Source organism: Catenovulum agarivorans DS-2, from assembly GCF_000568405.1.
Lineage (GTDB): Bacteria > Pseudomonadota > Gammaproteobacteria > Enterobacterales > Alteromonadaceae > Catenovulum > Catenovulum agarivorans_A.
Window position 1 is genome coordinate 128,827 of record NZ_ARZY01000006.1, and the last position, 22,395, is coordinate 151,221.

Sequence of the window (22,395 nt, forward strand, 5' to 3'; positions counted from 1 at the left end):
ATGACTGATTCTAAGTTTGCAGATGAACTAGCAGAAGAAACACTAGAGCAAGCGCCTTTTACCCAAGGCGAGTCGGTTGCTGATGCTGAAGACGTGCTAGAAGATGCATTGCCAATAGGCGCATCTCGAGTGCCTTTTAGTTTTGCCAATCGTCATGGCGTATTGTTGGAAAAGCAAGATGATGCGTCATGGTTAGCTATTTGTCGGCCTGACGTTACAACCAGTTCGTTGATTGAGATCCGTCGATTTTTAGCCCAACCTTTTGGACTAGAGAAAGTTGCAAAAGATGAGTTTGAGCTTAAATTAACCACTGCTTATCAGCGAGATTCTTCTGAAGCTCGCCAATTAATGGAAGATATAGGCAATGAAGCTGATTTATTCTCGCTGGTAGATGAATTACCTGAAACCGAAGACTTACTCGAAAATGAAGATGATGCGCCGATTATCAAGCTGATTAACGCCATGTTAAGTGAAGCTATTAAAGAGGGTGCATCGGATATCCATATAGAAACTTTTGAGAAAGAGTTGAAAGTACGCTTTCGGGTAGACGGTATTCTCCGTGAAGTATTAAAGCCCAATCGCAAACTGGCGTCAGTATTGATCTCACGTATTAAAGTTATGGCTAAACTCGACATAGCAGAAAAGCGTGTACCGCAAGATGGTCGTATCAGTTTGAGAATTGCTGGTCGCGCGGTGGATGTGCGTGTGAGTACCATGCCGTCAAGTCATGGTGAACGTGCGGTGTTGCGTTTATTAGATAAAAACAATGCACGCTTAGATCTAAAAGATTTAGGCATGACTCAAGCAAATCGCGATTTATTCAGCGGACTTATCCATAAACCGCACGGTATTATATTGGTAACGGGTCCAACAGGTTCAGGTAAATCAACAACCTTGTACGCGGGTCTATCTGAACTCAATTCAGATGATAGAAATATCCTAACAGTTGAAGATCCAATCGAATATGCATTAGAAGGCATAGGCCAAACCCAAGTAAATACCAAAGTGGATATGACTTTTGCTCGAGGCTTGCGTGCGATTTTACGTCAAGATCCAGACGTGGTGATGGTTGGTGAGATCCGTGATTTAGAGACCGCACAAATTGCAGTGCAAGCCAGTTTAACGGGTCACTTAGTTATGTCGACGCTGCATACCAATACCGCAGCAGGGGCAATTACGCGCTTAGAAGACATGGGCGTTGAACCTTTCTTATTGTCGTCTTCGTTGTTAGGTGTGCTTGCGCAACGACTTGTTCGTACATTATGCCCTGACTGTAAACAACCTCATCAACCCGACGCTCGTGAAGCTGAAATTTTAGCATTGTCAGCAGACGAGATGGCAAATACAACAATTTATAGCGCAAAAGGTTGTGCCGAATGTAATGGTACAGGATATCGTGGCCGTTCGGGTATACATGAATTGTTAGTGGTCAACGAAGAAATTCGCGAAATGATCCACAATGGAGCTGGTGAGCAGGCCATTGAAAAATTAGTTCGTCAGTCAACCGCGAGTATTCGCCAAGATGGATGTAGCAAAGTTTTAGAAGGGGTAACTTCATTGGAAGAAGTTATTCGTGTAACACGTGAGGATTAATTACAGTGCCAGCATTTGAATATAAAGCGCTGGACAATAAAGGGCGCAATAAAAAAGGGGTGATAGAAGCTGATACCGCTAAGGCTGCGCGCAGTGCTTTGCGTGAAAAAGGCTTGATCCCCGTTGAAGTTACCACCGCCTCAGAACAAGAGAAAAAATCCGCTGGCAGCGGTCAAAGCTTGTTTAGCATAGAGCGCAAAATATCAGCAGCAGAGCTTGCTTTATTAACTCGACAACTTTCAACGTTAGTTGCCTCTGGTTTACCAATCGAAGAAGCTTTGTTAGCGGTTGCACAGCAAACTGAAACGCCTCGAGTTGAGCGCATGATTATGGCGGTGCGGTCTAAGGTTACTGAGGGGTACAACTTGGCGGATAGTATGGCTGAGTACCCACACATTTTTGACGAGCTTTTTTGTGCAATGGTTGCCGCAGGTGAAAAGTCAGGCCATTTAGACACTGTACTTGAGCGTTTAGCAGATTATACCGAGCAGCGTCAGCAGACAAAGTCAAAAATACAGCAAGCTTCCGTCTATCCAGTGATGTTGATGGTTGTTGCTTTTACTGTGGTGTATTTCTTATTAACGTCAGTGGTACCAAAAATTGTTGCCCAGTTTGATCGTTTAGGTGGTGACTTGCCAGCATCGACCCAATTTATGATTGCAGTCAGTGATTTTTTATCTGATTTTGGTTTGCCAATGCTGCTGTTGATCATGTTATCTGGGGTCGTGTTTCAGCGCTTAGTCAAAAAAGAGAAATTCAGGTACCAATACCACAAGACTTTATTGAATATGCCATTGATTGGCAAAGTCGCACGTGGGTTAAACACGGCTCGATTCGCACGAACGCTAAGTATTTTAACTGCGAGTGCGGTCCCCTTACTCGAAAGTATGAAAATTGCTTCAGATGTATTAACTAATGACTATATTCGAGAGTCTATACAAGAAGCTCGTTTACGCGTACGCGAAGGGAGTAGTTTGCGGGCGTCATTAGAACAAACCAAACTTTTTCCACCTATGATGCTGCATATGATAGCCAGTGGTGAAAAAAGTGGTGAGTTAGAAGGAATGTTGTCGCGGGCGGCGGATAACCAAGACAGAGAGTTTGAAGCATTAGTCAATATGACGCTCAGTGTAATTGGTCCAGCTATGGTTTTGTCTATGGCTGGTGTGGTCTTTTTTATCGTTATTTCAATTTTACAGCCAATAATGGCGCTTAATTCAATGGTAGGTTAGAAGAATGAGAGTAAACAAAAAACAACAAGGTTTTACCATATTAGAAATTATGGTGGTGTTGGTTATCATTGGTATTTTGGCGGGCATGATAGCGCCAAACTTTATTGGTGAGAGCGACAAAGCAAAAGTTAAAAAAGCCGCGACTGACATCGTAACCTTAGAACAAGCTTTAGATATGTATAAACTCAACAACAATGTTTATCCATCAACAGAGCAAGGTTTAGATGCATTAGTGAATCAACCAACAATTGATCCTGTGCCGCGAAACTTTCCGGATGGTGGTTATATCAAACGTTTACCGGAAGATCCTTGGGGGAATGAATACCAACTATTAAGCCCAGGTGAGTACGGCAAAATTGATATCTTTTCTGTGGGGCCTGACGGCCAAGCAGATACAGAAGACGATATTGGTAATTGGAACGTTAACGACTTTTTATAAGATATAAATTGAATGATTCGACGCCATAGACAGACAAACAAAGCAAGATTTCAAGCTGGTTTTACCCTGCTTGAAGTTATGCTTGTTATGGTATTAATGGCGGTCATTCTCAGTAGCGTCAGCTTGTCATTTGATATTAGAAGTGACTACGACAAGGTTAAAGAAGAAGCGCGACGTTTCCAAGCTGCTTTGCAGCTCGCTGCCGATTATGGATTATTAAATAATTTGCAGTTGGGGGTAATAGTTAAAAAAAACCAATATCAGTTTTTAATTCACAATGGTGATGATTGGCAAACTATTAGTGAAGATAAAACTTTTGCGCCATATGACCTAGAAGAAGGATTTGAACTCGAGCTCACGTTAGGCGAATTAAGTTGGATGGAAGACTATGATGCAGAAGAAGGTTTGTTTGCATCCACCGATGATGAAGATGACGAAGACGATAAGAAGAAGCTTATCCCGCAGATTTATTTGTTTTCTAGTGGCGAAATCACCCCTTTCACTCTGCAGTTTAGCTACACGCCGCCATATGCAAGTTTTGCTGAGCAAATTATTTTAAATGTTGAAGCGCAAGACTATTTGCCAAGCAAGCTGATAGATCCCAAAGAGGCAAGTTAATGCAACAGCAACGTGGTTTTACAATCTTAGAGGTCATAGTTGCGTTGGCATTATTGGCGACAGCAGGCGTTGCGGTTGTACAGTCTTCAGCAGTTCATATCAATAGCCAAGATAGATTAAAAAATCATATATTTGCTACTTGGGTCGCATCTAATCGATTAAATGAAATACAGCTTGAAAATGTCTGGCCGGTTAAAGCTGGACACAAAGGCGATGTTGAACTAGCTGGACATACATGGTACTGGCAACAGAAAGTCGTCAAAACAGCTTTTGGTGAAGAAATGATTGCAGTTAGAGTTGAGGTTTATCGAGACGCTGGCTACCAAGAATATGTCACCGAACTCATGACTTACATAGGGAAACCACAATAATGCATGCACGAATTGCACAAGGTTTTACCCTAATTGAAATGTTGCTGGCGATTACAATTTTTGCCTTGTTAGGTGTTGCTGGGTTTAATATTTTGTCTAGCACCACTACAGCGAACGATATTTCGATGCAACATGGTGAAAAGCTTGCACAGTTACAACGAGCTATGTTGATTATTGAACGTGATTTTAGCCAGTTAAGCCGACGCAGTGTTCGCATTATGGGAGAAGCACCGCAGCATTCTTATTTGTCGCATGGTGAGTTAATTTTAGACAGTGACTCTCAAGTTTTGGCATTTAGGCGCAACGGTTGGACAAACCCAAATAACTTGTTACCACGCAGTGAAATTCAGTCGGTTGCCTACCGTATTGTCGAAGAAAATCTTGAACGAATGCATTTCCTCCATCCTGACCCTGTCAAAGGTGAAGACCCGAAAGAACGGGTGCTATTGGAAGGTGTTGAAGCAATTGAATTTGAATTTTACGACCGCAAAACCAAATCTTGGGTAAATAAATGGCAGCAGCCAGATTTACCCGCAGGCATTAGTATTAGCCTTAAAACATTAGATTTTGGTGAGATTAAGCGTGTGTTCGCAATCGCCGGAGGAGAATCATAATGTCAATGATTTCGGCGCTGAAACAACGTGGTATCGCACTGATTACAGTTTTATTGATTATTGCTTTGATCACCATTATTGCTGCTGAAATGGCGGTTCGGTTGCAAATGCAGATAAAACGAGTCAGCAATATTGGCAATAACCAGCAAGCTTATTGGTATGCGTTGGGTGGAGAGTCTTTGGCAAAACTGGTACTCAACGAAGCGTATAAAGAGGACAATGGTCGGTTACACCTAGGGCAACCTTGGGCTGTGGAAGAAATGACCTATCCACTCGAAGGTGGCGCAACAATTACCGGATCAATTAAAGACCTGAACAGCTGTTTTAACATTAATGCGGTAACGCAAGTAACAGCAACCTTACAAAACCAACAGGCAGTACAACAACAGCAGCAACAGCAGAGCCGCAATCAACAAAATAATACCGGCAATACTACAAACAAACAGGCGCTAGATCCCACACCTGAGCAACAATTTAAAGCGTTTTTAGAACTTGCAGGGATAGATAGTTATGATGCTGAAACCATTCGGGATAGTGTGTCCGATTGGTTGGATGCAGACAGCAATACTCGAGGGTATGGTGCAGAAGATTATATGTATGAAGCCAAAGTGAGCCCGTATTTACCCGCCAATAGTTGGTTTGTTGATAAATCTGAACTCAGGCTCATTCAAGGATTTGATACAATGCCTGAAGGCACTCAACGTTTAGATAAAGTCATAGAACACATTTGCATTGTGCCAAAAGTAAACCAGATGCGTCTCAATGTGAATACGATTAAAGCAGAAGATGCTGTGGTGCTGGCAGCACTGTTTGACAATAAGTTAACCCAAGAAGCTGCCAAGCAAGTGATAGAAAATAGGCCAGACGATGGTTTTCGAGATATTAATGATTTTTGGCAACAACCCGAAATCAAAGCAATTGGCACTATATCAGCCAACTTGAAACAACAGTTTGTTGTGACCAGTGAGTATTTTCAACTACAGACAAAAACAGAATATAACGAGAGTTTTTTTAATTTAAGCTCGGTCATTGCACTAGATAAACAGGGCAAATTTACGGTAATTGCCCGAAAAATTGGAGTTTAGAAGTGTCTGAACAATTATTTATTCGACTTGGGACACAAGCAGAATCGACCATACATTGGATGGTTTGGTCAGAGCAAGAGCAAGAGATTATCGCCTCAGGTGAACTTGCCGATAAAGAAGAGCTATTGAGTTTGCAGCAACGTGCTGGTGGACGAAATGCAACTGTGTTTGTACCCAGCAGTGATGTAAAGCTGGTTGAAGTTGAAGTGCCGGCAAAAACCAATCGACAGTTTTTGCAAGCCATCCCATATATGTTGGAAGAAGATATCGCGGCAGATGTTGATGAATGTTTTTTTGCCATCGGCACTAAACGTTTCGACCCAGCAGATGACTGCCATTATATGCAAGTGGCTATTGTACAAGATAAAAAAATGCAAAACTGGTTGGCTTGGTTGAATGAGTCTGGTATCCGTTGCCAGCAAATTTTTCCCGACATTCTAGCATTGCCAAGTCACTCTGATGCGTTATCCGTATTACAGTTGGGAGAACAATGGTTGGTGCGTAGCGGTGAGTTTTCTGGGTTGACCTGTGAACCGCAAGAGTTAGCTATGTGGATAGAATTGTTCGCAGCGAGTATGCAGGCAGCAACTGAAGGTGAAACGGTTAGTATTCATTGTTATTCACCTTTACCTGAAGGGATTATCTCAGAACATACTTATCAGATTGTTGAACAAGACTATTTGCCCGCTATGCAGTTGTTGGCACTAAACGCTGTCAATGTGCCATTAAATTTACGCCAAGGGCGCTATCAATTTAAAAAAGACACCAGCAAACACTTTAAAATATGGCGTAGTGCGGCCATTGTAGCCGGCGTTGCCCTGACAATTAATTTGGTCGATAAAGGATTAACGGTTCACCAGCTTGAGCAAAGAGCTGAGATATTAGAACAAAAAATAAAACAAACCTATGTGGCAACTTTTCCATCAGGCAAGAACTTGTCCGTTACCATTATTCAAAAAGAGTTGAAGCGAAAGCTAAAACAATTGGGTGGCACACAACAACAGGTTGCTTTTTTGCCTTTGATTGAAGCCAGTGCGGCTGCTTTTGCCGAAGTGCCTGATTTAAAACCAGACAACATACGATTTGATGCTAAAAGGGGCGAAATTCGTTTAAATGCGAGCGGGAGTAATTTCCAAAGTTTTGAAAAATTTAAAGCCGCAGCAGAGAAAAATGCTCTGGTAATAGAACAAGGCTCATTAAATAACCAAGGTAATCAAGTGGTTGGCACAATAAGTATAAAGGGGGTGTCATGAAACAGTGGTTTGAAAGTTTAGCTGAACGTGAAAAACGTTTAGTGATTGGCGCCGCGGTTGTTTTTGTAATCGGTTTATTTTTCCAATTGATTTGGGGACCTTTAAACAATGCGTTAGAAAAGGCAGAACAAAACGTTAAAAATAAGCAAGCATTGCTTCTATGGGTTAGCGAAAAAACTGCCGAGTACCAACAATTAAAAGGTAATAGTAAAGCAAGCGCTTCAGGCTCATTAAATCAAATCGTTAACAGCGCAGCACGACAAGCAGGAATATCGATTGCACGTATGCAACCTCAAGGAGATTCGCTGCAAGTGCAAATCGATCAAGTTGAATTTAACGCCTTTGTTCGTTGGTTAGCGACATTAGTACAAAATAAAGGCCTAACAATAGAAAGCTTAGATATTACAGAAACAGACAGAACGGGTGCTGTAAGGGTAAGAAGATTGCAGGTGACTAAATAATGAAACAATGGATAGGGCGAATTACATGGGCATTGTTAGCTTACTTAGTATTTTTAATAGCAACCATTCCAGCGCACTTAGTGACAGCCCAGCTGCCAAAAATTAATAAATTACAGTTAGGCAATGTATCGGGGACTATCTGGCAAGGTCAGATGGATATGCTGCAATACGATAAAGTTTTACTTAAAGACGTTAAATGGCAAGTTAACTTTATGTCGCTATTTACCGGTAAGGTTGCGGCAGATATTGAATTTGGTCACCCTCGAAAACTCCTGGAACCTCAGGGTAGTTTAGTTGTTCAAGCTGGTCTTTCTAGTACTGTTGTTAAAGATATTAAGATTAAATTACCAGCTGATTTAATTGCACAGCAAGTGAATATTCCTTTTCCTGTTGTTGCAAGTGGCTTAGTGGAAGCAAACTTACCCGTTGTTGAAGCGGGTAAACCGGTATGTGCCCAATTAGATGGCACAATAAACTGGCGTATGGCATCGGTAGAAGCCATGAATAATCGTTTTAACTATGGCGATATTTCAGCCAAGTTAAGTTGTGATAAAGGAGCCGCACAAGCATTAGTATCTGGCAATCAAGACATTCTTGAAATAGACTTAAAAGGCCGCTTAAACACAATGAAAAACTATGCGCTCGGTGGTTATATCGCGTTAGGGCCCAAAGCAGACAAAGCTTTGCAAGGTGCGATTCGCTTTTTAGGCAATCCTGATGCAGATGGACGTTACCAAATAAAGTTTAGTCAGTAGTTGAACTTTAAAGCCAGGTCGTAGCCTTAAATGCAGAGGTTAATCAGCTAAAAGAGTGGCCAGTTCACTTTGTAATAACGATTAGATACGGAGTATTGCGATGCTGAAAATGAAATTTAAGTGCAAATGGTTATGGCCTGTTTTGTTGAGCCTGTCGGCGACGGCATGCAGTTATCAGCAGGCATATCAAGGAATGCAACAAGCTGGTAAGCAGCAGAATTGTCGCGATATTATTGATGAAGCTGAACGCGCTAAATGTGAAAAACAATTTGATAAAGATTATAAAACCTACAAAAAACAACGCCAAGCGGTCATGCAGAGAGAGCAGTAAAAAAAGAAAAGCAGCGTTATCACACACATTAACGCTGCTTTTGGGATCGTCCTTTTAGAATGTATACAGGCCAAGTCCGTATAGCTTCATTCGAGGTAGGCGCACTAACACACATTTTGCACTACAAACATACATAGGATTTACCAATAACAGCCTCACACTTTGCTGTTGTTGATGCCTTTCAGTCTAGTTCACTTTAATTCTAATGCCAGTGGTTTGTATAAATTATTAAACTTATCGTTAGTTTATTGGGTGTTTTTATTTTGCATTAAATAGGCTTTATCTATATGTTATCTATAGATTATTTCATATTTGGTGTAAAAATTAGTAGACTTATTTTGACGTTTTTCTTACGGAAAATTGGGCGATCTCTTACAAGTTTATTTAGACTTTTTTAGTGTATTCGGTAGACTCGCTCGACAAATTAGCCAATTTTGAGAAAGCTTTAACTTGTTACCTATTCAACAGCACTTAGCTGAACTACAAAGGTTATTAACTCGTCAGCAGAATGTGGTGCTGCAAGCAGAGCCTGGCGCGGGTAAATCAACAGCTGTGCCGCTTTTTTTGTTGCAAGCGCCTTGGTTGCGCGGAAAAAAAATTGTGATGCTAGAGCCACGGCGAGTTGCTGCTAAATCAATTGCACATTTTTTGGCAAATCAGTTAGGTGAACAAGTTGGGCAAACGGTTGGTTACCAAGTTAGAAATGAACACAAAATCTCCAAGCAAACTCGTTTAGAAATAGTGACGGAAGGGGTGTTAACCCGCAGGTTGCAGAATGATCCCGAGCTATCGGATGTCGGTCTAATTATTTTTGATGAATTCCATGAACGATCTATCCATGCTGATTTGGCTTTGATGTTGGCGCTAGAAGTTCAAGAGGCGTATCGAGATGATTTAAAGATGCTGGTTATGTCGGCAACCATTGATACTAACCAAGTATCCAGTTATTTAAATGATGCGCCAGTAATGCAGGTGGCTGGTCGTACTTTTCCGGTTGAAGTGCGTTATGCGGGGAAACCTAGTGGGTATTTAGCCGAGTCTGTGATTAAACAACTGCAGCTTGTGTTAGCAGATGATAGTGGTGATGTGCTGGTTTTTTTACCCGGCCAAGCCGATATTAATCGTTGTATAGCTCTGGCTGAACAAAGGTTAGAAAATACAGTTAAGTTGTTGCCTTTGTACGGCGCATTGCCGCTGGCGCAACAAGAATTGGTATTACACAAGCGTGTTAAAGAACAGGCTAGACGGGTAATTTTTGCAACAAATATCGCCGAAACCAGCTTAACCATAGATGGCATAACATGTGTTATCGATTCTGGCTTAGAAAAAGTATTAACTTATGATGTTAAAAGTGGCTTGTCGCGGTTAGATACAAATTATATTTCCAAGGCTTCAGCCACGCAAAGGGCTGGGCGAGCAGGACGCATGCAAGCTGGTAAGTGTGTTCGATTATGGAATCAGACTGAGCAACAAGCGTTGGCAGATTTTCAAACTGAACAAATTAGCTGCACAGATTTGTCTAGTCTAGTATTGGAGTTAGCCGCGTGGGGCATTACCGATTATGCTGATGCCAATTGGTTAACGCCGCCTCCGCTATTACACTATCAACTAGCTTGTCAACTAAACCAGCAATTAAACCTGCTGGATACAAACAATAAAATTACCGCTCACGGCCAGCAGGCTTTGGGGTTTGCGGTCTCACCAAGGCTTGCAAGCATGCTTTTACACTGCCAATCGCCCGTTGAGAAAGCGCTTGGGTGTTTATTGGCTGCATTGCTATCTGAGCGTGATATTCTAGTCAATGCAGATACTGTAGATATTAGTCAAAGATTACTGTTGCTAATTGACTATGTGCAAAATAAACAATCGACTCGTGCTGCGGTTAAGTTTAAGCAATATACGGTCAAGCAAGTTTTAATATTGGCACGCTCATTTGCGCAGAAATTGTCATTTACAATTGATTTTTCCGTGCTGACATTGGCAGATATCCAACAGTATACAGGTGTTTTATTGTTGCATGCTTACCCAGATCGGTTGGCAAAAGCACGTGGTCCGAATGCTGCAGCATCAAATAATTATTTATTGGCAAATGGCCGTGGGGTCAGCTTGCGTGATAGCGACGCTATGTTGGGGCAAACTTGGTTGGTTGTGTGCGATTGTGACGGTAGAAACAAAGATGGTGTCATTTTTATAGCCGGACAAATAGCTCAAGCGCAAGTAGAAACCGCACTAGCAGGTAAATTAATTGAACAAACCCACTATCGTTTGGATGATAAAAACCAATCTATTATTGGTCGCCGCCGGCGCTGTTATGGAGCAATTGTTTTATCGGAAGAAAATTTAAGCCAGATACCAACTGCAGAGTTTAGCGCCTGCGTAAAAGACATAGTCAAATCACAAGGACTGTCTTTTCTAAATTGGACAAAGCGCTGTCAGGCTTGGTTACAACGTGCGCAATGGCTAGCAAATTACCTTGACGATTTTCCAAAAATATCTGCTGAATATTTGCTCGCGCAAATAGATACTTGGTTGTTACCTTATATAAATTCAATAACCAGTATTAAACAGCTCAAGCAGCTGGATATTTACGATTTGCTGGTAGCAAATTTAACTTGGGAACAACAGCAGTTGTTGCAGCAATATGCCCCAGAAAATTATCAAACTCCGAGTGGCAAAAGTGTTGTTATCAATTACGATGAAGCGCAGGGACCAACCGTATCTGTTATTTTGCAAGAAATGTTTGGTCAGCTGGCATCGCCTAAACTTGCCAACGAACAAGTGCCACTGCGTTTTGAGTTATTGTCGCCCGCGCGCAGACCAATTCAGACCACCAGTGATCTGGCTAATTTTTGGCGCAGCTCATATTTTGATGTCGCTAAAGAAATGCGAGGTCGGTATCCAAAGCATAGATGGCCAGAGAAACCCTTGGAAGAAAAACCGGGAAGGTCAATCAAACTTCGTAGTCACTAACTATCCATTGCCAAATCTAGCCATTCCCTCTATTTCTCGGTATCCTTTAACAACATTTGCGCTAATAGACAAATTAATACATGCAGCATCAACCCAACAACCCGTTACACGGGGTAAAACTTGAAACTATCGTCACTGAACTTGTTGATTATTATGGTTGGCAGACATTAGGCGAAATGGTTCGTATCAATTGTTTTACTAAAGATCCTTCGGTTAAATCGAGTTTAAAGTTTCTGCGCAAAACACAATGGGCGCGTGACAAAGTTGAAGCCCTATATATAGAAATGCTTCAGCGCAAGAAAAATAGCCCATATGCAAATTCTTTAACTTAGTTTAGTTGATATAGGTTGTAGCTAAATGGCAGAAAAAAAAGCATCTTGGTTGGCGCGAGGTATTAAGCTAGCAGTTAAGCTGATTCTGGTGGCTGTGGTTTTATTTGTTGCATATGGTGTTTATTTAGATGCGCAAATTAAACAAAAATTTAGTGGCAATAAATGGCAACTTCCGGCGCTAGTGTATGGAATGGAGCACGAGTATTTTCAAACCGATGCTTTGTACAAAGATGATTTAATTCGCCATTTAAATTTGCTTGATTACCGTAAAGTTCGTGCGGTCAGTTTGCCTGGCGAGTATAAAGTGCATGCCAATGCGGTGGAACTGGTGCGGCGTGAATATAGCTTGGCAGAAAACCACTATCGAGCAAAACGGTTAAAAATTTCTTTTCAGGGTCGACGAATTAAAAGTATTTGGGATTTTGGCGCACAACAAAGCGTATCCGCATTCACCTTAGAACCTTATTTACTCGCAAGGTTGCAAGCCAATAATTTAGAAGACCGTATACTGGTATCGCTGGAAAATGTCCCAGATATCGTCATTCAAACTTTATTATTGGTTGAAGACCGCAGCTTTTACGAGCATCATGGTGTTTCGCCACTAGCGATATTAAGAGCGCTGTGGGTGAATATTCAAGCAGGGCGCACAGTGCAAGGAGGCAGTACCTTAACTCAGCAGTTAGTCAAAAATATGTTTTTAACTAACGAACGAAGTTTGGTACGTAAACTTAAAGAAGCGTATCTAGCCTTATTGTTGGATGCAAGATACGACAAACATGAAATACTCCAAGCTTATATCAACGAAGTTTATGTTGGGCAGAATCATCAACGTGCAGTGCATGGGTTAGGGTTAGCCAGTCAATTTTATTTTGCCAAACCGCTGAATGAATTGTCTGCTAATGAAATTGCCCTACTAGTTGGCATGATTAAAGGACCATCGTATTACAATCCACGTAAATACCCGCAAAGAGCCAAAGAAAGACGTGATCTTATTTTACGCTTAATGACAGCACATGGCTTGTTAACGCCCGACGACTATCAAGTGGAGGTAAGTCGTAAACTGACCGTCCAGGACTTAAATGCCATAGCGCGTCGCAAATTTCCTGCATATGTTGATCAGGTGCGAGAAGAGCTAAAAAATGTGGTAACTCATGATAGCCAACTATTTAGTGGGCTAAAAATTTACACACATTTTGATCCATTAGCTCAGCATAGAGCACAAACTAGCTTATCGACTAGTGTTGAATTAATCGAAAATCGTCGAAATATCGATGATTTGCAAGGCGCCATCGTTGTGGTTGATAGCCAGCAAGGTGGTATTAAAGCATTAGTGGGTGATAAAAAACCACACTATGCGGGTTTTAATCGAGCTTTAAATGCGCAGCGGAATATTGGCTCTTTAGTCAAACCATTTGTCTACATCAGTGCATTTGAACAAGACCCAGCATTAAACTTGGCGAGCATTGTGAAAGACCAAGCCATTACGCTAACCAGTTCACTGGGTAATCAGTGGTCACCAAAAAATTATGATAAAAAATATGAAGGTGACATTCGCTTATTGGATGCGCTTGTGCGTTCACGAAATGTTCCTGCTGTAAACTTGGGCATGCAAACTGGCCTAAGAGAGATTGCGGATAGAATACAAGACTTTGGCATTCAGCGAGAGATCCCTGTTTACCCATCACTCTTGTTAGGCTCTGTGACTTTGTCGCCTTTTGAAGTCGCGCAAATTTACCAAGTGTTGGCGAACAAAGGCACATATATACAATTACATGCGATTCGTTCTATTTATTCGAATGACAATCAACAGGTTTGGCAGCCTGCTGAAAAGAGCTATCAAGTTGTCGATGCAAGTTATAGCTATTTGATTAACTATGCTTTGCACAAAGTCACCCGAGAAGGCACAGCTAAAGCCATAGCTAAATCTCTGCCTAATCGAAAATTTGCTGGAAAAACAGGTACAACCAACGATGGACGTGACAGTTGGTTTGTTGGCTATGATCATAACGAACTTGCACTGGTGTGGTTAGGCCGAGATGATAATCAAGCTATCTCGCTGACTGGCTCTGCAGGTGCATTAAAAACCTTTATTCAATATCAACAATCACATAATGGTGAAAACTTAATTTTGAATTTACCAGCAGGGGTTGAACTTAAATACTTCGATAAACAAACAGGTTTGCATAGTTTACCTGGCTGTGAAAATTTATTGTTGCTGCCAGCAATTGTCGAGCATTTACCGCCAGCTAAAGCATGTGATGGCTCAAAAGAGTGGGTTAAACCTAAATCAACTTGGCTAGAACGATTGTTCGACTGGTAACAAATTGGCTCTGTAGGTAAAAAATGCCAGTGTGACCAATTGCTCGATTTCTTTTGCCTGTTCGGTTGGGCAGAAAAAGCTAAAGCTATACTTAATGTGGCCTAAATCTGTAGTGGTGATTTGCACCTTGTTTTTTTCACCAGGAATGGTTATTTCTAATTTTCGTTCAATCATGCTGCGATAGCGATCAGCTGTTTCACGAAAATCAGCACAGCTTTCGTCCAACTTATTCTGTAAATGAGCTTGCATTGACAGCGCATCTTCGTTTTTGTCACTGACAAGGTAAAAACTATGGTTTACGTATCTGCGCATATAATTAAGGTTGGTAAATGAACGAGTTATAAATAAGTTATTGGGGATAATTAGCGTTCGGCCAGTAAACTGATATTTGCCACAGTTGATGCTCAGCTCGTACAGCGATGTGGTGATCCAATCGGTATTGGCGACTTCACCTGCCACCCCATCCACTTCAACCCAGTCACCTACTCGATACTGGCGTGCTGTGGCTTGGTACAAAGAAGCCAATAAACATTGAATATATTCACGAGTGGCCAGCACAATGGCAACAACAAATGCCGCAATTGAAATTGCAAAATTTTGGATTTCATCAAACCATACCGAAGCTAAGCCAACCATCATTAGTAAACTCGAGATATTTTTAATACCACTGCTCCAACGACGTTTACGTTCATTATCGTTCTTAAATCGTCTGTGGGCGCTGGCTGTTAATGAACGACGAACTATCAATAGCAGCAATAATACGCCGGCAGACAGAATCAATTTGGATTGGCTAAGCTGGCTAAGGTATTCAAGCATATTAATTTATTTTACCTTGTGGTTTTGCAGTTGATATTTTGTTATCAACAGACAGATCAACCTGTCGGGATTGTGCTAGGCTCTATGGTATAGCTAAACATTATACTAAGATGTTGCTTCCCAGCAATTGATTGCTCAATTATAACCTTTTGTGTGAGGGACTATGGAATTTTTCCGCCAATTAATGAATGGTGACTATATGCCTCATGGTCACTGTTTACTTTGGAAGCCTGACTTGTTAATCATGAATGTTGCTTCTGATTTGCTGATTGCTTTGTCTTACTTTGCTATTCCAGCTGCATTAGTAGTATACGGCCGTAAAAAGCCGATGCCTTACCGCAATACTTTGATTTTATTCTCAATGTTTATTTTTGCCTGTGGTATTACGCATATTATGGCGGTGGTCAATGTTTGGAATGGTTATTATTATTTACACGGCGTGATCAAAGTAATGACGGCCATCGTGTCTTTTACCACAGCGGTGATGATATGGCGTTTGCTTCCTGAGTGGTTAAATGCGCCGAGCTTATTAGAGCTGAATACATTGAAACGCCGAGTTGAGGCTGATGGCTTCCAATTCAGTGATTATGAACTGCTAGAAATTCGCGAATATTTAGAAGAAAAAATCAATGAGCGCACGCAGGAACTGAATAATGAAATTGCCCGCAGAGAAGAAGCAGAACAAAACCTTAATCGTATTTTAGACTCGGCTGCATATGGCTTGTTATTGGTCGATGAAAGCGGAAAAATCGTCCGTAACAACGAAAAAGCCGTCGGGATATTTGAACTCAAAGATGAGTTACTTGGCAAAAATGTCTCTGACTTTGTTGAAGGTGAAGTTAAAGCCCATCACCACAATTGGGTTAAAACATTTTTTGAGTCACCCAATGTAAAAGCTATGGCAAGTGGCCGAATGGTTCGCTACCGCACGCCAACTCGCATTGCTAAAACGTTAAATATAGAGCTGCAGCCCTATACGCATAGTGGTAAAAATTATTGTTTGGCTACAATCATGGATGTCACTGTGACCAATGATTTATTAACCAAGCTCAATCAATCAGAATTGAAATTTAAAACTATAGCAGACTCAGTCGACGCTGTTTTATGGTTAGCTACGCCTAAATTAAACAAAATCTTATATGTAAATCCAGCATACGAAAAACTATGGCAAACTAGTTGCGAAAGTTTATATGAAAATCCGACCTCGTATATTTCTCGAGTCCATCCTGAAGATAGAGCTAAGCTGAAACAACGAGCATCACAAAAACAAGGTTGGGATATTCGTTACCGGCTGGGGGGGCCGGCTGCGCAAGCCGTCAGGTGAAATTTATTATATTCGAGAGCAAGGCAAGCCAGTACATAATGAAGTTGGCGACTTGGCATTTGTTGTAGGTATGGCTGTTGATGTCACAGATTCGGTTGAGTTAGAAGAAGTTCAGAAGAAATATGAATTGGCAATAAATGCGATAAATGATGGGGTATACGACTGGGATCTCACCTCTGACGAAATTAGCGTTAGTGGCAAAATGAAACAAATGCATGGTTTACCTGATCAGCAACAATGGGATTATCAAAGCTGGGCGCAAAGAGTTGAGCCTGAGCACTTGGCCAAAATTGAACAAGCATTACAGCAGCATTTGAATGGCGAGGTAGCATTCTTTTATGCAGAGTATCCAATTGATGTTGTTGGGAAAAAACGTTGGATGTTGACGAGAGGGCGAGTGGTGGAATGGGATGATTTTGGCAAACCTATTCGCCTAGTTGGGATAGAGACAGATATCACCAACCGCAAACAAATAGAAGAAGAACTGTGGTTAGTTGGGCAGAAGTTAAGTGCGCTACAAGCGTCGGCTGTGGATGCATTGGTCTACACAGATGTCGATTTGACTATACTTGAAGCAAACAAGACCTTTTCTAACATGTTGGGTTACGAAGATACGGCACAGCTATTAACGAAGAGCTTGTTTGAATTGACCCCTGTTAATCAGCATGGATTTGATAAAAAAATCTTAGCTGAACAAATTTTGCCTGAAGGCTTTTGCCAAGAGTATGAAAAAAGCTTTTTAACTAACCAAGGGCAAAAGGTACCCGTTTCTGTTTGTGCTTGGGCGGTCAAAGATAATGCAGGAGAAGTATCAGGCATTATGTGTTTGATTCGAGATATCTCGGCACGAAAACAAGCTGAACAGACAATTCACGATGCACTAGCTGAGCTAAAACGGAAAAATGAAGAACTAGACCAATTTGTATACGCTGCCTCACATGATTTGAAAGAGCCAAGCAGAGGTATTATGCATATTGCGCAGTTTTTATATGAAGATTATGCGACCAAATTGGACGAAGGTGGACAAAAATATATTGTACATATTCGTTCGGCGGCAGAGCGTATGTTTGGGCTTATTGAAAGTTTATTGAAATTTTCTAGAACAGGTCGGCGAGAAATTAATCGCGAACATATTGAGCTGAATTCGTTGGTAGATGAGTTGTTACAACAAACTAGCAGCCATAAAAAATTGCAAATTAAGCGTAACTTTGACAGCGCAACCGTTTTTGCTGATAGACTGTCAGTGTTCGAAATACTGCAAAACTTGCTTTCAAATGCAATGAAGTATAGCCGTACTGAAACTGTCGAAGTCGAAATTGGCCAAAGCGGCGGCACTTTGTGGGTTAAAGACAATGGCATTGGCATGTCGAAAGAAAGTTGTGATTTAGCTTTTGTGATATTCAAAAGGTTAAACAAAGTTGGTGAAGGAGAAGGTATAGGACTCAACATAGTCAAGCGCTTAGTGGAGCTGCATGAAGGACGTGTGTGGATTGAGTCTGAAGAAGGTCTAGGCACTCAGGTCTATTTTACTTTGAATGTTCAAGAATAACGGAGTTGTTGTGAACAAGATAATTTTTGTTGAAGATAACGATATTGATTTTTGGTCTGTCGAGCGGATTTACAATAAATCAGGGATGGCGAAAAAGTATAATATTTATCGCTTTACCTCTGCCGAAGAATGCATAGAGTATATGGAGAATCTGTCGGTAAACACGCCTATTGGTAAAGAGTTATTTTTTATCGACCTTAATTTGCCCAGCATGTCGGGGCATAAATTAATTGAACGTCTTCGCAAGATTGGTAATGCATCGACCATTTTGGTTGCTTTATCTTCATCAACTCACAATACTGACATCGAGAAGTCTTACCAAGCTGGAGCCAATGCTTATATTGTTAAACATGAGAAGTATGATGAGTTTGCAGAAGCTTTGTTAACCACAACAAAGTTTTGGATGGAGGTCGCCCTTTATGCGTAGTACTGTGCTGGTCGTAGATGATTCCGAAACAGATAGGTTGATATTTGAGCGTTATTTAACCCAAGCGCATCAAAATTATGAAGTGATCTCGTATGCAGATCCCGCTACCTTAACCAGCATTTTAAAAATGGTGCAGGTTGACTGTGTTATTCTTGACTTTAATTTGGCTGGTGAAACCAGCATTCAACATATAGCCACCATACACAAAATATCTCCCTACACAGGTATTATCATGATAACTGGTGTTGGTGATGAAAAGATTGCAGCGACAGCATTTAAGTCAGGTGTTGATGACTATTTATCAAAAAATGATATTAGCCAAAGTCGTTTATCGGCAGTGGTTAGCAATGTGATTGCAAAAAAACGCATTGAAAAAGAGCACCACAATGCGAATGCTGAGCTTACTTTGCTTAGGTCTGTGATGGACAATACACCTAACTTAAACATGGTTTGCGATCCAGAAACCAGTTTATTTATAACCTTTAACCTTGCGTTAAACCGTTTTTTAAAATTGCCAACAGAGCATATAAAAAGCAAATCGTATTTCCATATTTCGAATCAATTTGACACGACAGACGATTGGTTTCAATTTGTTGAACAGGTTAAAGCGGCAGGACATTTAAAGTTTGAAACAGAGTTAGTTAACGCAGATGGGCAAGCTATACCGTTTGAATTTGACTGTTGTTATGCCCAAGTTGGTGAAAAACACTATCTGCTGTTTAGTGGTATGGATATTTCAAGGCTAAAAAATGTCCAGCAAGAGTTGATTGAACTGGCGACCAAAGATCCATTAACTCAGTTACGCAATCGACGTGGTTTATCTGAAGAATATGCGCGACTCTATAAAACTGCACGCAGAAATAGTCAGTATTTGTGTATTGCGATATTTGATTTAGATAACTTTAAGCAAATAAATGATAGCCACGGACACGATGTTGGAGACACTGTGTTGGTTCAGTTTGCCGAGTTGCTAAAAGCAAACTTTCAGCGGCCGTTAGATTACATTGCCAGGGCTGGTGGTGAAGAGTTTGTCGTAATATTGTCAGATGAAAGTGCGAAGAGCATTCAACAGTTAATTGATAAAGTGATTAAGGTGTGCCCCGAAAACTTGGCGTATCAGACAACAGCTAGTGTTGGTGGGGTCTGTATATATGCTAAATCAGTTAAATTGGCTTATGAGCAGCAATTTAAGATTGCCGACAACAACCTCTATTACGCAAAGGAACATGGCAAAAACCAAGCACGAATAACTTATGAGGAATATGTTTCTTAATCTATCCCTAGTACAATAGATCTGAGTAATTTTAATTGTGATTAGAGTCGTGAATGAGACTAGATAAATATTTATGTGAAGCATTAGACATCACACGTGCGTGGGCAAAAAAAGTTGTTAAAAGTGGTGATGTGTTAATTGATGGAACGCCATGCAAGAATCCCGCGATGCATGTACCTGATACAGCTGTTGTACAATACAAAGAGCAGACACTGTCGTTAATTGGTACACGTTACATTATGATGAATAAACCCGAAGATACAATTTGTAGTAATGCCAGCAATGAGTTGTATCCTTCAGTGTTGTCGTTTCTGGATGTTGAAAAAGTTGAACGTCTGCATATTGCAGGTAGGCTAGATGCAGACACAACAGGTTTAATTTTAATCACAGATGACGGCCAATGGTCGCATAGAATTGCCAGCCCAAAACACGTTTGCGAAAAAGTATACCTAGCTGAGCTTGTTAACGAAATGTCAGAGCAACAACAGCAGCAAGCTATTAGCCAGTTTGCTGATGGGATAATGCTTAATGGCGAAGAAAAACCTACTCAAGCGGCAAAACTGAACTTTCTAGCCAATGATTATGCAGAGTTAGCCATAACCGAGGGCCGCTATCATCAAGTTAAACGCATGTTTGCGGCCATTGGCAATAAAGTTACTTTTTTACATAGGTGCCAGATTGGAGATCTTGAGCTTGATGAGTCGTTAGAGCCAGGAGAATGGCGCTATTTGACCGACGAAGAAGTTGCATTGTTTTAAATATTAGAAGTAGTCCGTTATGTTGAATATATTAGAAAATATTCGCCAAAATTTGGCGTTGGCGTATGAAAAAGCGCAAGAGTGTGATCAAATACTTGACCAGTTACAGCAAAATGGCCAAGGAAAGTTTAGTGCAATTTTTACCGATGGTTTTGTCACTCAGGCAACTCGGTTTAAGCCATATGTTGAGGAGATTGCTCAAGACTTTTATCCTTACACTCAATTGTCTGAAGCGCAACAGCAACAAATCGAGCCGCAGGTATTAGCTGCGATTGTCGTCAAACTCGAAAAGGTATTTTCCACTCAAGCCAAATTTCAGCAATCAGTAAGTGAAGCAGAATAATAGTTTGTTTAAAAAATAAACAAATGAGCTATAATTAACCTAGGGCAACGTAGGGGGTAGATTATGGCTGAGGTTGGATTTATAAATTCTGGGCTGCAAAACCAGTTACATCAAAATGGTCAGTTGGTGCAGCCTAATCCTGCGGCCAATAACAATGCGAGTGATACTCGCAGTGAAAACGGCAGCTCGACAGTTTCTATCTCTACACAAGCTCAGCTTATTCAAAAAACTGGCGAGTTATCAACAAGCCAGCAAAACTCCAGACCAGTGCAAGCTTCACAAGAGACAGCGCAAGACTCAGTTCGCGTAAGTAGCAGCTTGGGGAAAGCTGCAAGCTCAGTTGGGCTAACTGAGCAAGAAGCGATAAAGCTATACGAAGCAATTAAAGACTTAATTTAATTGCTTCTTGGTTCCAGACACTCGGCACCAATCTTCCTGCTGGGCAACAGGCTCTAAATCAAACCACTGGCTATATATTTGACAAATTTCTTCGGCTTGACTGTCTAAAATGCCCGAAAGTGCAAGTTTTCCGCCTGGTTTAACGTAGTTACTGATAACTTGTGCAAGCTCTCTTAATGGCCCTGCAAGTATATTTGCCACTACAACATCTGCTTGTAACTCTGGCTGTGCATCCGGTAGGTAGAGCTCAAGCTTGTTTAATACTTGGTTGCGCTCTGCATTGGCAGTTGAAGCTTCAATAGCTTGTGGATCAATATCAATACCTATGGCTTTTTGGGCGCCGAGTTTTAACGCCGCAACCGCTAATATACCTGAACCACAACCAAAATCGACTAAGGTATCTTGTGGTTGAATATGCGTTTCTAACCATTGTAGGCACAATGAAGTCGTTGGGTGTGTACCAGTGCCAAAAGCTAAACCTGGATCGAGAATAATGTTCACAGCTGCAGGATCAGGTATTTCACACCAACTCGGGCACACCCATAATCTATCGCCAAATTGAATGGGCTTAAAGCTATCCATCCACTCACGGATCCAATCTTTATCTTCTAACTGTTCAATTTTATACGAACCTTTTTGCCCAAATGGGAATTGTTGTAGATGTGCAACAATCGCATCCATATCGGCTTCAGCATCATATAAACCAATTGCTATAGTTTGTTCCCACAATAAAAAATCACCTGGTTTAGGCTCATATATAGGGGTATCTTGCGCATCCAAAAAAGTAACGGAAAATGCACCGCATTCCATCATTTCATCAGAAATTAAATCGGCACTTTGTTTATCAGTGGTATATCTAAGCTGCAACCAAGGCATAAAGGTCTCAATAAATAATTCGGATTAGTTTGGGGTATTCTACCTAACCTGAACTCGGGATAACAAGTTAGCTAATGCATTGGTTTTATTAAACAATAGAATTATTCCAGTTCTAGTGTGATATTTTTTCTTAGGACAAGGCGAATTTGCGTACGTAATAGCTCGCTATTACTAGAGCGTGTTGATCTTTGTGGTATAAATTTTGTTCAAATCCAAAGCTATTTGATCGCGGCGTGGCATTGTAGGCCTAGTGGGC

General features: G+C 41.0%; 23 protein-coding genes. 21 read left to right on the forward strand and 2 right to left on the reverse strand.

Going from position 1 to position 22,395, the window contains the following annotated elements; all coding sequences use genetic code 11:
• From gspE to mrcB, 14 genes are all read left to right on the forward strand, one after another.
• On the forward strand, positions 1-1,593 hold the full coding sequence (gene gspE, locus DS2_RS05215) for a type II secretion system ATPase GspE (protein WP_035013597.1): 1,593 nt from the start codon (positions 1-3) through the stop codon (positions 1,591-1,593).
• Positions 1,594-1,598: 5 nt separating this feature from the next.
• Positions 1,599-2,825: a type II secretion system inner membrane protein GspF gene (gene gspF, locus DS2_RS05220; RefSeq protein ID WP_035013598.1), complete on the forward strand. Its 1,227-nt coding sequence runs from the start codon at positions 1,599-1,601 to the stop codon at positions 2,823-2,825.
• 4 nt (positions 2,826-2,829) lie between these two features.
• On the forward strand, positions 2,830-3,264 hold the full coding sequence (gene gspG / locus DS2_RS05225; RefSeq protein ID WP_035013599.1) for a type II secretion system major pseudopilin GspG: 435 nt from the start codon (positions 2,830-2,832) through the stop codon (positions 3,262-3,264).
• Positions 3,265-3,276: 12 nt separating this feature from the next.
• Positions 3,277-3,882 (forward strand): type II secretion system minor pseudopilin GspH, encoded by a 606-nt coding sequence (gspH, locus tag DS2_RS05230; RefSeq protein ID WP_051479638.1) that lies wholly within the window; start codon positions 3,277-3,279, stop codon positions 3,880-3,882.
• Positions 3,882-4,253, forward strand: a complete 372-nt coding sequence (gene gspI / locus DS2_RS05235; RefSeq protein WP_035013600.1) for a type II secretion system minor pseudopilin GspI — start codon at positions 3,882-3,884, stop codon at positions 4,251-4,253. The genes gspH and gspI overlap by 1 nt, the downstream gene beginning before the upstream one ends.
• Entirely contained in the window at positions 4,253-4,867 is a 615-nt protein-coding gene (gene gspJ / locus DS2_RS05240) for a type II secretion system minor pseudopilin GspJ (protein WP_035013601.1), read from the forward strand. Before gspI ends, gspJ begins: the two co-directional genes overlap by 1 nt.
• Positions 4,867-5,952, forward strand: a complete 1,086-nt coding sequence (gene gspK, locus DS2_RS05245; protein ID WP_035013602.1) for a type II secretion system minor pseudopilin GspK — start codon at positions 4,867-4,869, stop codon at positions 5,950-5,952. Before gspJ ends, gspK begins: the two co-directional genes overlap by 1 nt.
• 2 nt (positions 5,953-5,954) lie before the next feature.
• Entirely contained in the window at positions 5,955-7,205 is a 1,251-nt protein-coding gene (gspL, locus tag DS2_RS05250; protein WP_035013603.1) for a type II secretion system protein GspL, read from the forward strand.
• On the forward strand, positions 7,202-7,666 hold the full coding sequence (gspM, locus tag DS2_RS05255; protein WP_035013604.1) for a type II secretion system protein GspM: 465 nt from the start codon (positions 7,202-7,204) through the stop codon (positions 7,664-7,666). The genes gspL and gspM overlap by 4 nt, the downstream gene beginning before the upstream one ends.
• Positions 7,666-8,421: a type II secretion system protein N gene (locus DS2_RS05260; RefSeq protein WP_035013605.1), complete on the forward strand. Its 756-nt coding sequence runs from the start codon at positions 7,666-7,668 to the stop codon at positions 8,419-8,421. The genes gspM and DS2_RS05260 overlap by 1 nt, the downstream gene beginning before the upstream one ends.
• Before the next feature lie 100 nt (positions 8,422-8,521).
• Positions 8,522-8,752 carry a hypothetical protein gene (locus DS2_RS05265; RefSeq protein WP_035013606.1) on the forward strand — a complete coding sequence of 77 codons (231 nt, stop codon included), beginning with the start codon at positions 8,522-8,524 and terminating at the stop codon, positions 8,750-8,752.
• Positions 8,753-9,202: 450 nt separating this feature from the next.
• Complete coding sequence (gene hrpB, locus DS2_RS05270; RefSeq protein ID WP_035013607.1) at positions 9,203-11,722, forward strand: ATP-dependent helicase HrpB; 2,520 nt, start codon at positions 9,203-9,205, stop codon at positions 11,720-11,722.
• A gap of 80 nt (positions 11,723-11,802) precedes the next feature.
• The gene (locus tag DS2_RS05275; protein WP_035013608.1) at positions 11,803-12,054 is read left to right on the forward strand and encodes a VF530 family DNA-binding protein; all 252 of its coding nucleotides are present in this window, start codon (positions 11,803-11,805) and stop codon (positions 12,052-12,054) included.
• Between the two features lie 25 nt (positions 12,055-12,079).
• Positions 12,080-14,374, forward strand: a complete 2,295-nt coding sequence (mrcB, locus tag DS2_RS05280; protein WP_035013609.1) for a penicillin-binding protein 1B — start codon at positions 12,080-12,082, stop codon at positions 14,372-14,374.
• Here mrcB and DS2_RS05285 read toward each other — a convergent pair.
• Positions 14,351-15,190, reverse strand: a complete 840-nt coding sequence (locus DS2_RS05285) for a mechanosensitive ion channel family protein (protein WP_035013610.1) — start codon at positions 15,188-15,190, stop codon at positions 14,351-14,353. The genes mrcB and DS2_RS05285 overlap by 24 nt on opposite strands.
• A gap of 163 nt (positions 15,191-15,353) precedes the next feature.
• Between DS2_RS05285 and DS2_RS19675 the strand changes: the two genes are divergently transcribed.
• The 7 genes from DS2_RS19675 (at position 15,354) to DS2_RS05320 (ending at position 21,263) form a co-directional block, all read left to right on the forward strand.
• The gene (locus DS2_RS19675; protein ID WP_051479639.1) at positions 15,354-16,514 is read left to right on the forward strand and encodes a PAS domain S-box protein; all 1,161 of its coding nucleotides are present in this window, start codon (positions 15,354-15,356) and stop codon (positions 16,512-16,514) included.
• 52 nt (positions 16,515-16,566) lie between these two features.
• Positions 16,567-18,063 (forward strand): PAS domain-containing sensor histidine kinase, encoded by a 1,497-nt coding sequence (locus DS2_RS19680; protein WP_051479640.1) that lies wholly within the window; start codon positions 16,567-16,569, stop codon positions 18,061-18,063.
• 10 nt (positions 18,064-18,073) lie between these two features.
• Complete coding sequence (locus tag DS2_RS05300) at positions 18,074-18,490, forward strand: response regulator (RefSeq protein ID WP_160168540.1); 417 nt, start codon at positions 18,074-18,076, stop codon at positions 18,488-18,490.
• Positions 18,483-19,763, forward strand: coding sequence for a diguanylate cyclase (locus DS2_RS05305; protein WP_035013612.1), 1,281 nt, complete (start codon positions 18,483-18,485; stop codon positions 19,761-19,763). The genes DS2_RS05300 and DS2_RS05305 overlap by 8 nt, the downstream gene beginning before the upstream one ends.
• A gap of 53 nt (positions 19,764-19,816) precedes the next feature.
• Positions 19,817-20,521 carry a pseudouridine synthase gene (locus DS2_RS05310; protein ID WP_035013613.1) on the forward strand — a complete coding sequence of 235 codons (705 nt, stop codon included), beginning with the start codon at positions 19,817-19,819 and terminating at the stop codon, positions 20,519-20,521.
• A 19-nt stretch (positions 20,522-20,540) separates the two neighbouring features.
• Entirely contained in the window at positions 20,541-20,864 is a 324-nt protein-coding gene (locus DS2_RS05315; protein WP_035013614.1) for a hypothetical protein, read from the forward strand.
• Between the two features lie 63 nt (positions 20,865-20,927).
• Entirely contained in the window at positions 20,928-21,263 is a 336-nt protein-coding gene (locus DS2_RS05320; RefSeq protein ID WP_035013615.1) for a hypothetical protein, read from the forward strand.
• Here the strand turns inward: DS2_RS05320 and prmA are convergent.
• The gene (prmA, locus tag DS2_RS05325) at positions 21,255-22,139 is read right to left on the reverse strand and encodes a 50S ribosomal protein L11 methyltransferase (protein ID WP_035013616.1); all 885 of its coding nucleotides are present in this window, start codon (positions 22,137-22,139) and stop codon (positions 21,255-21,257) included. The two genes, DS2_RS05320 and prmA, sit on opposite strands and share 9 nt — an antisense overlap.
• Positions 22,140-22,395 lie beyond the last annotated feature (256 nt).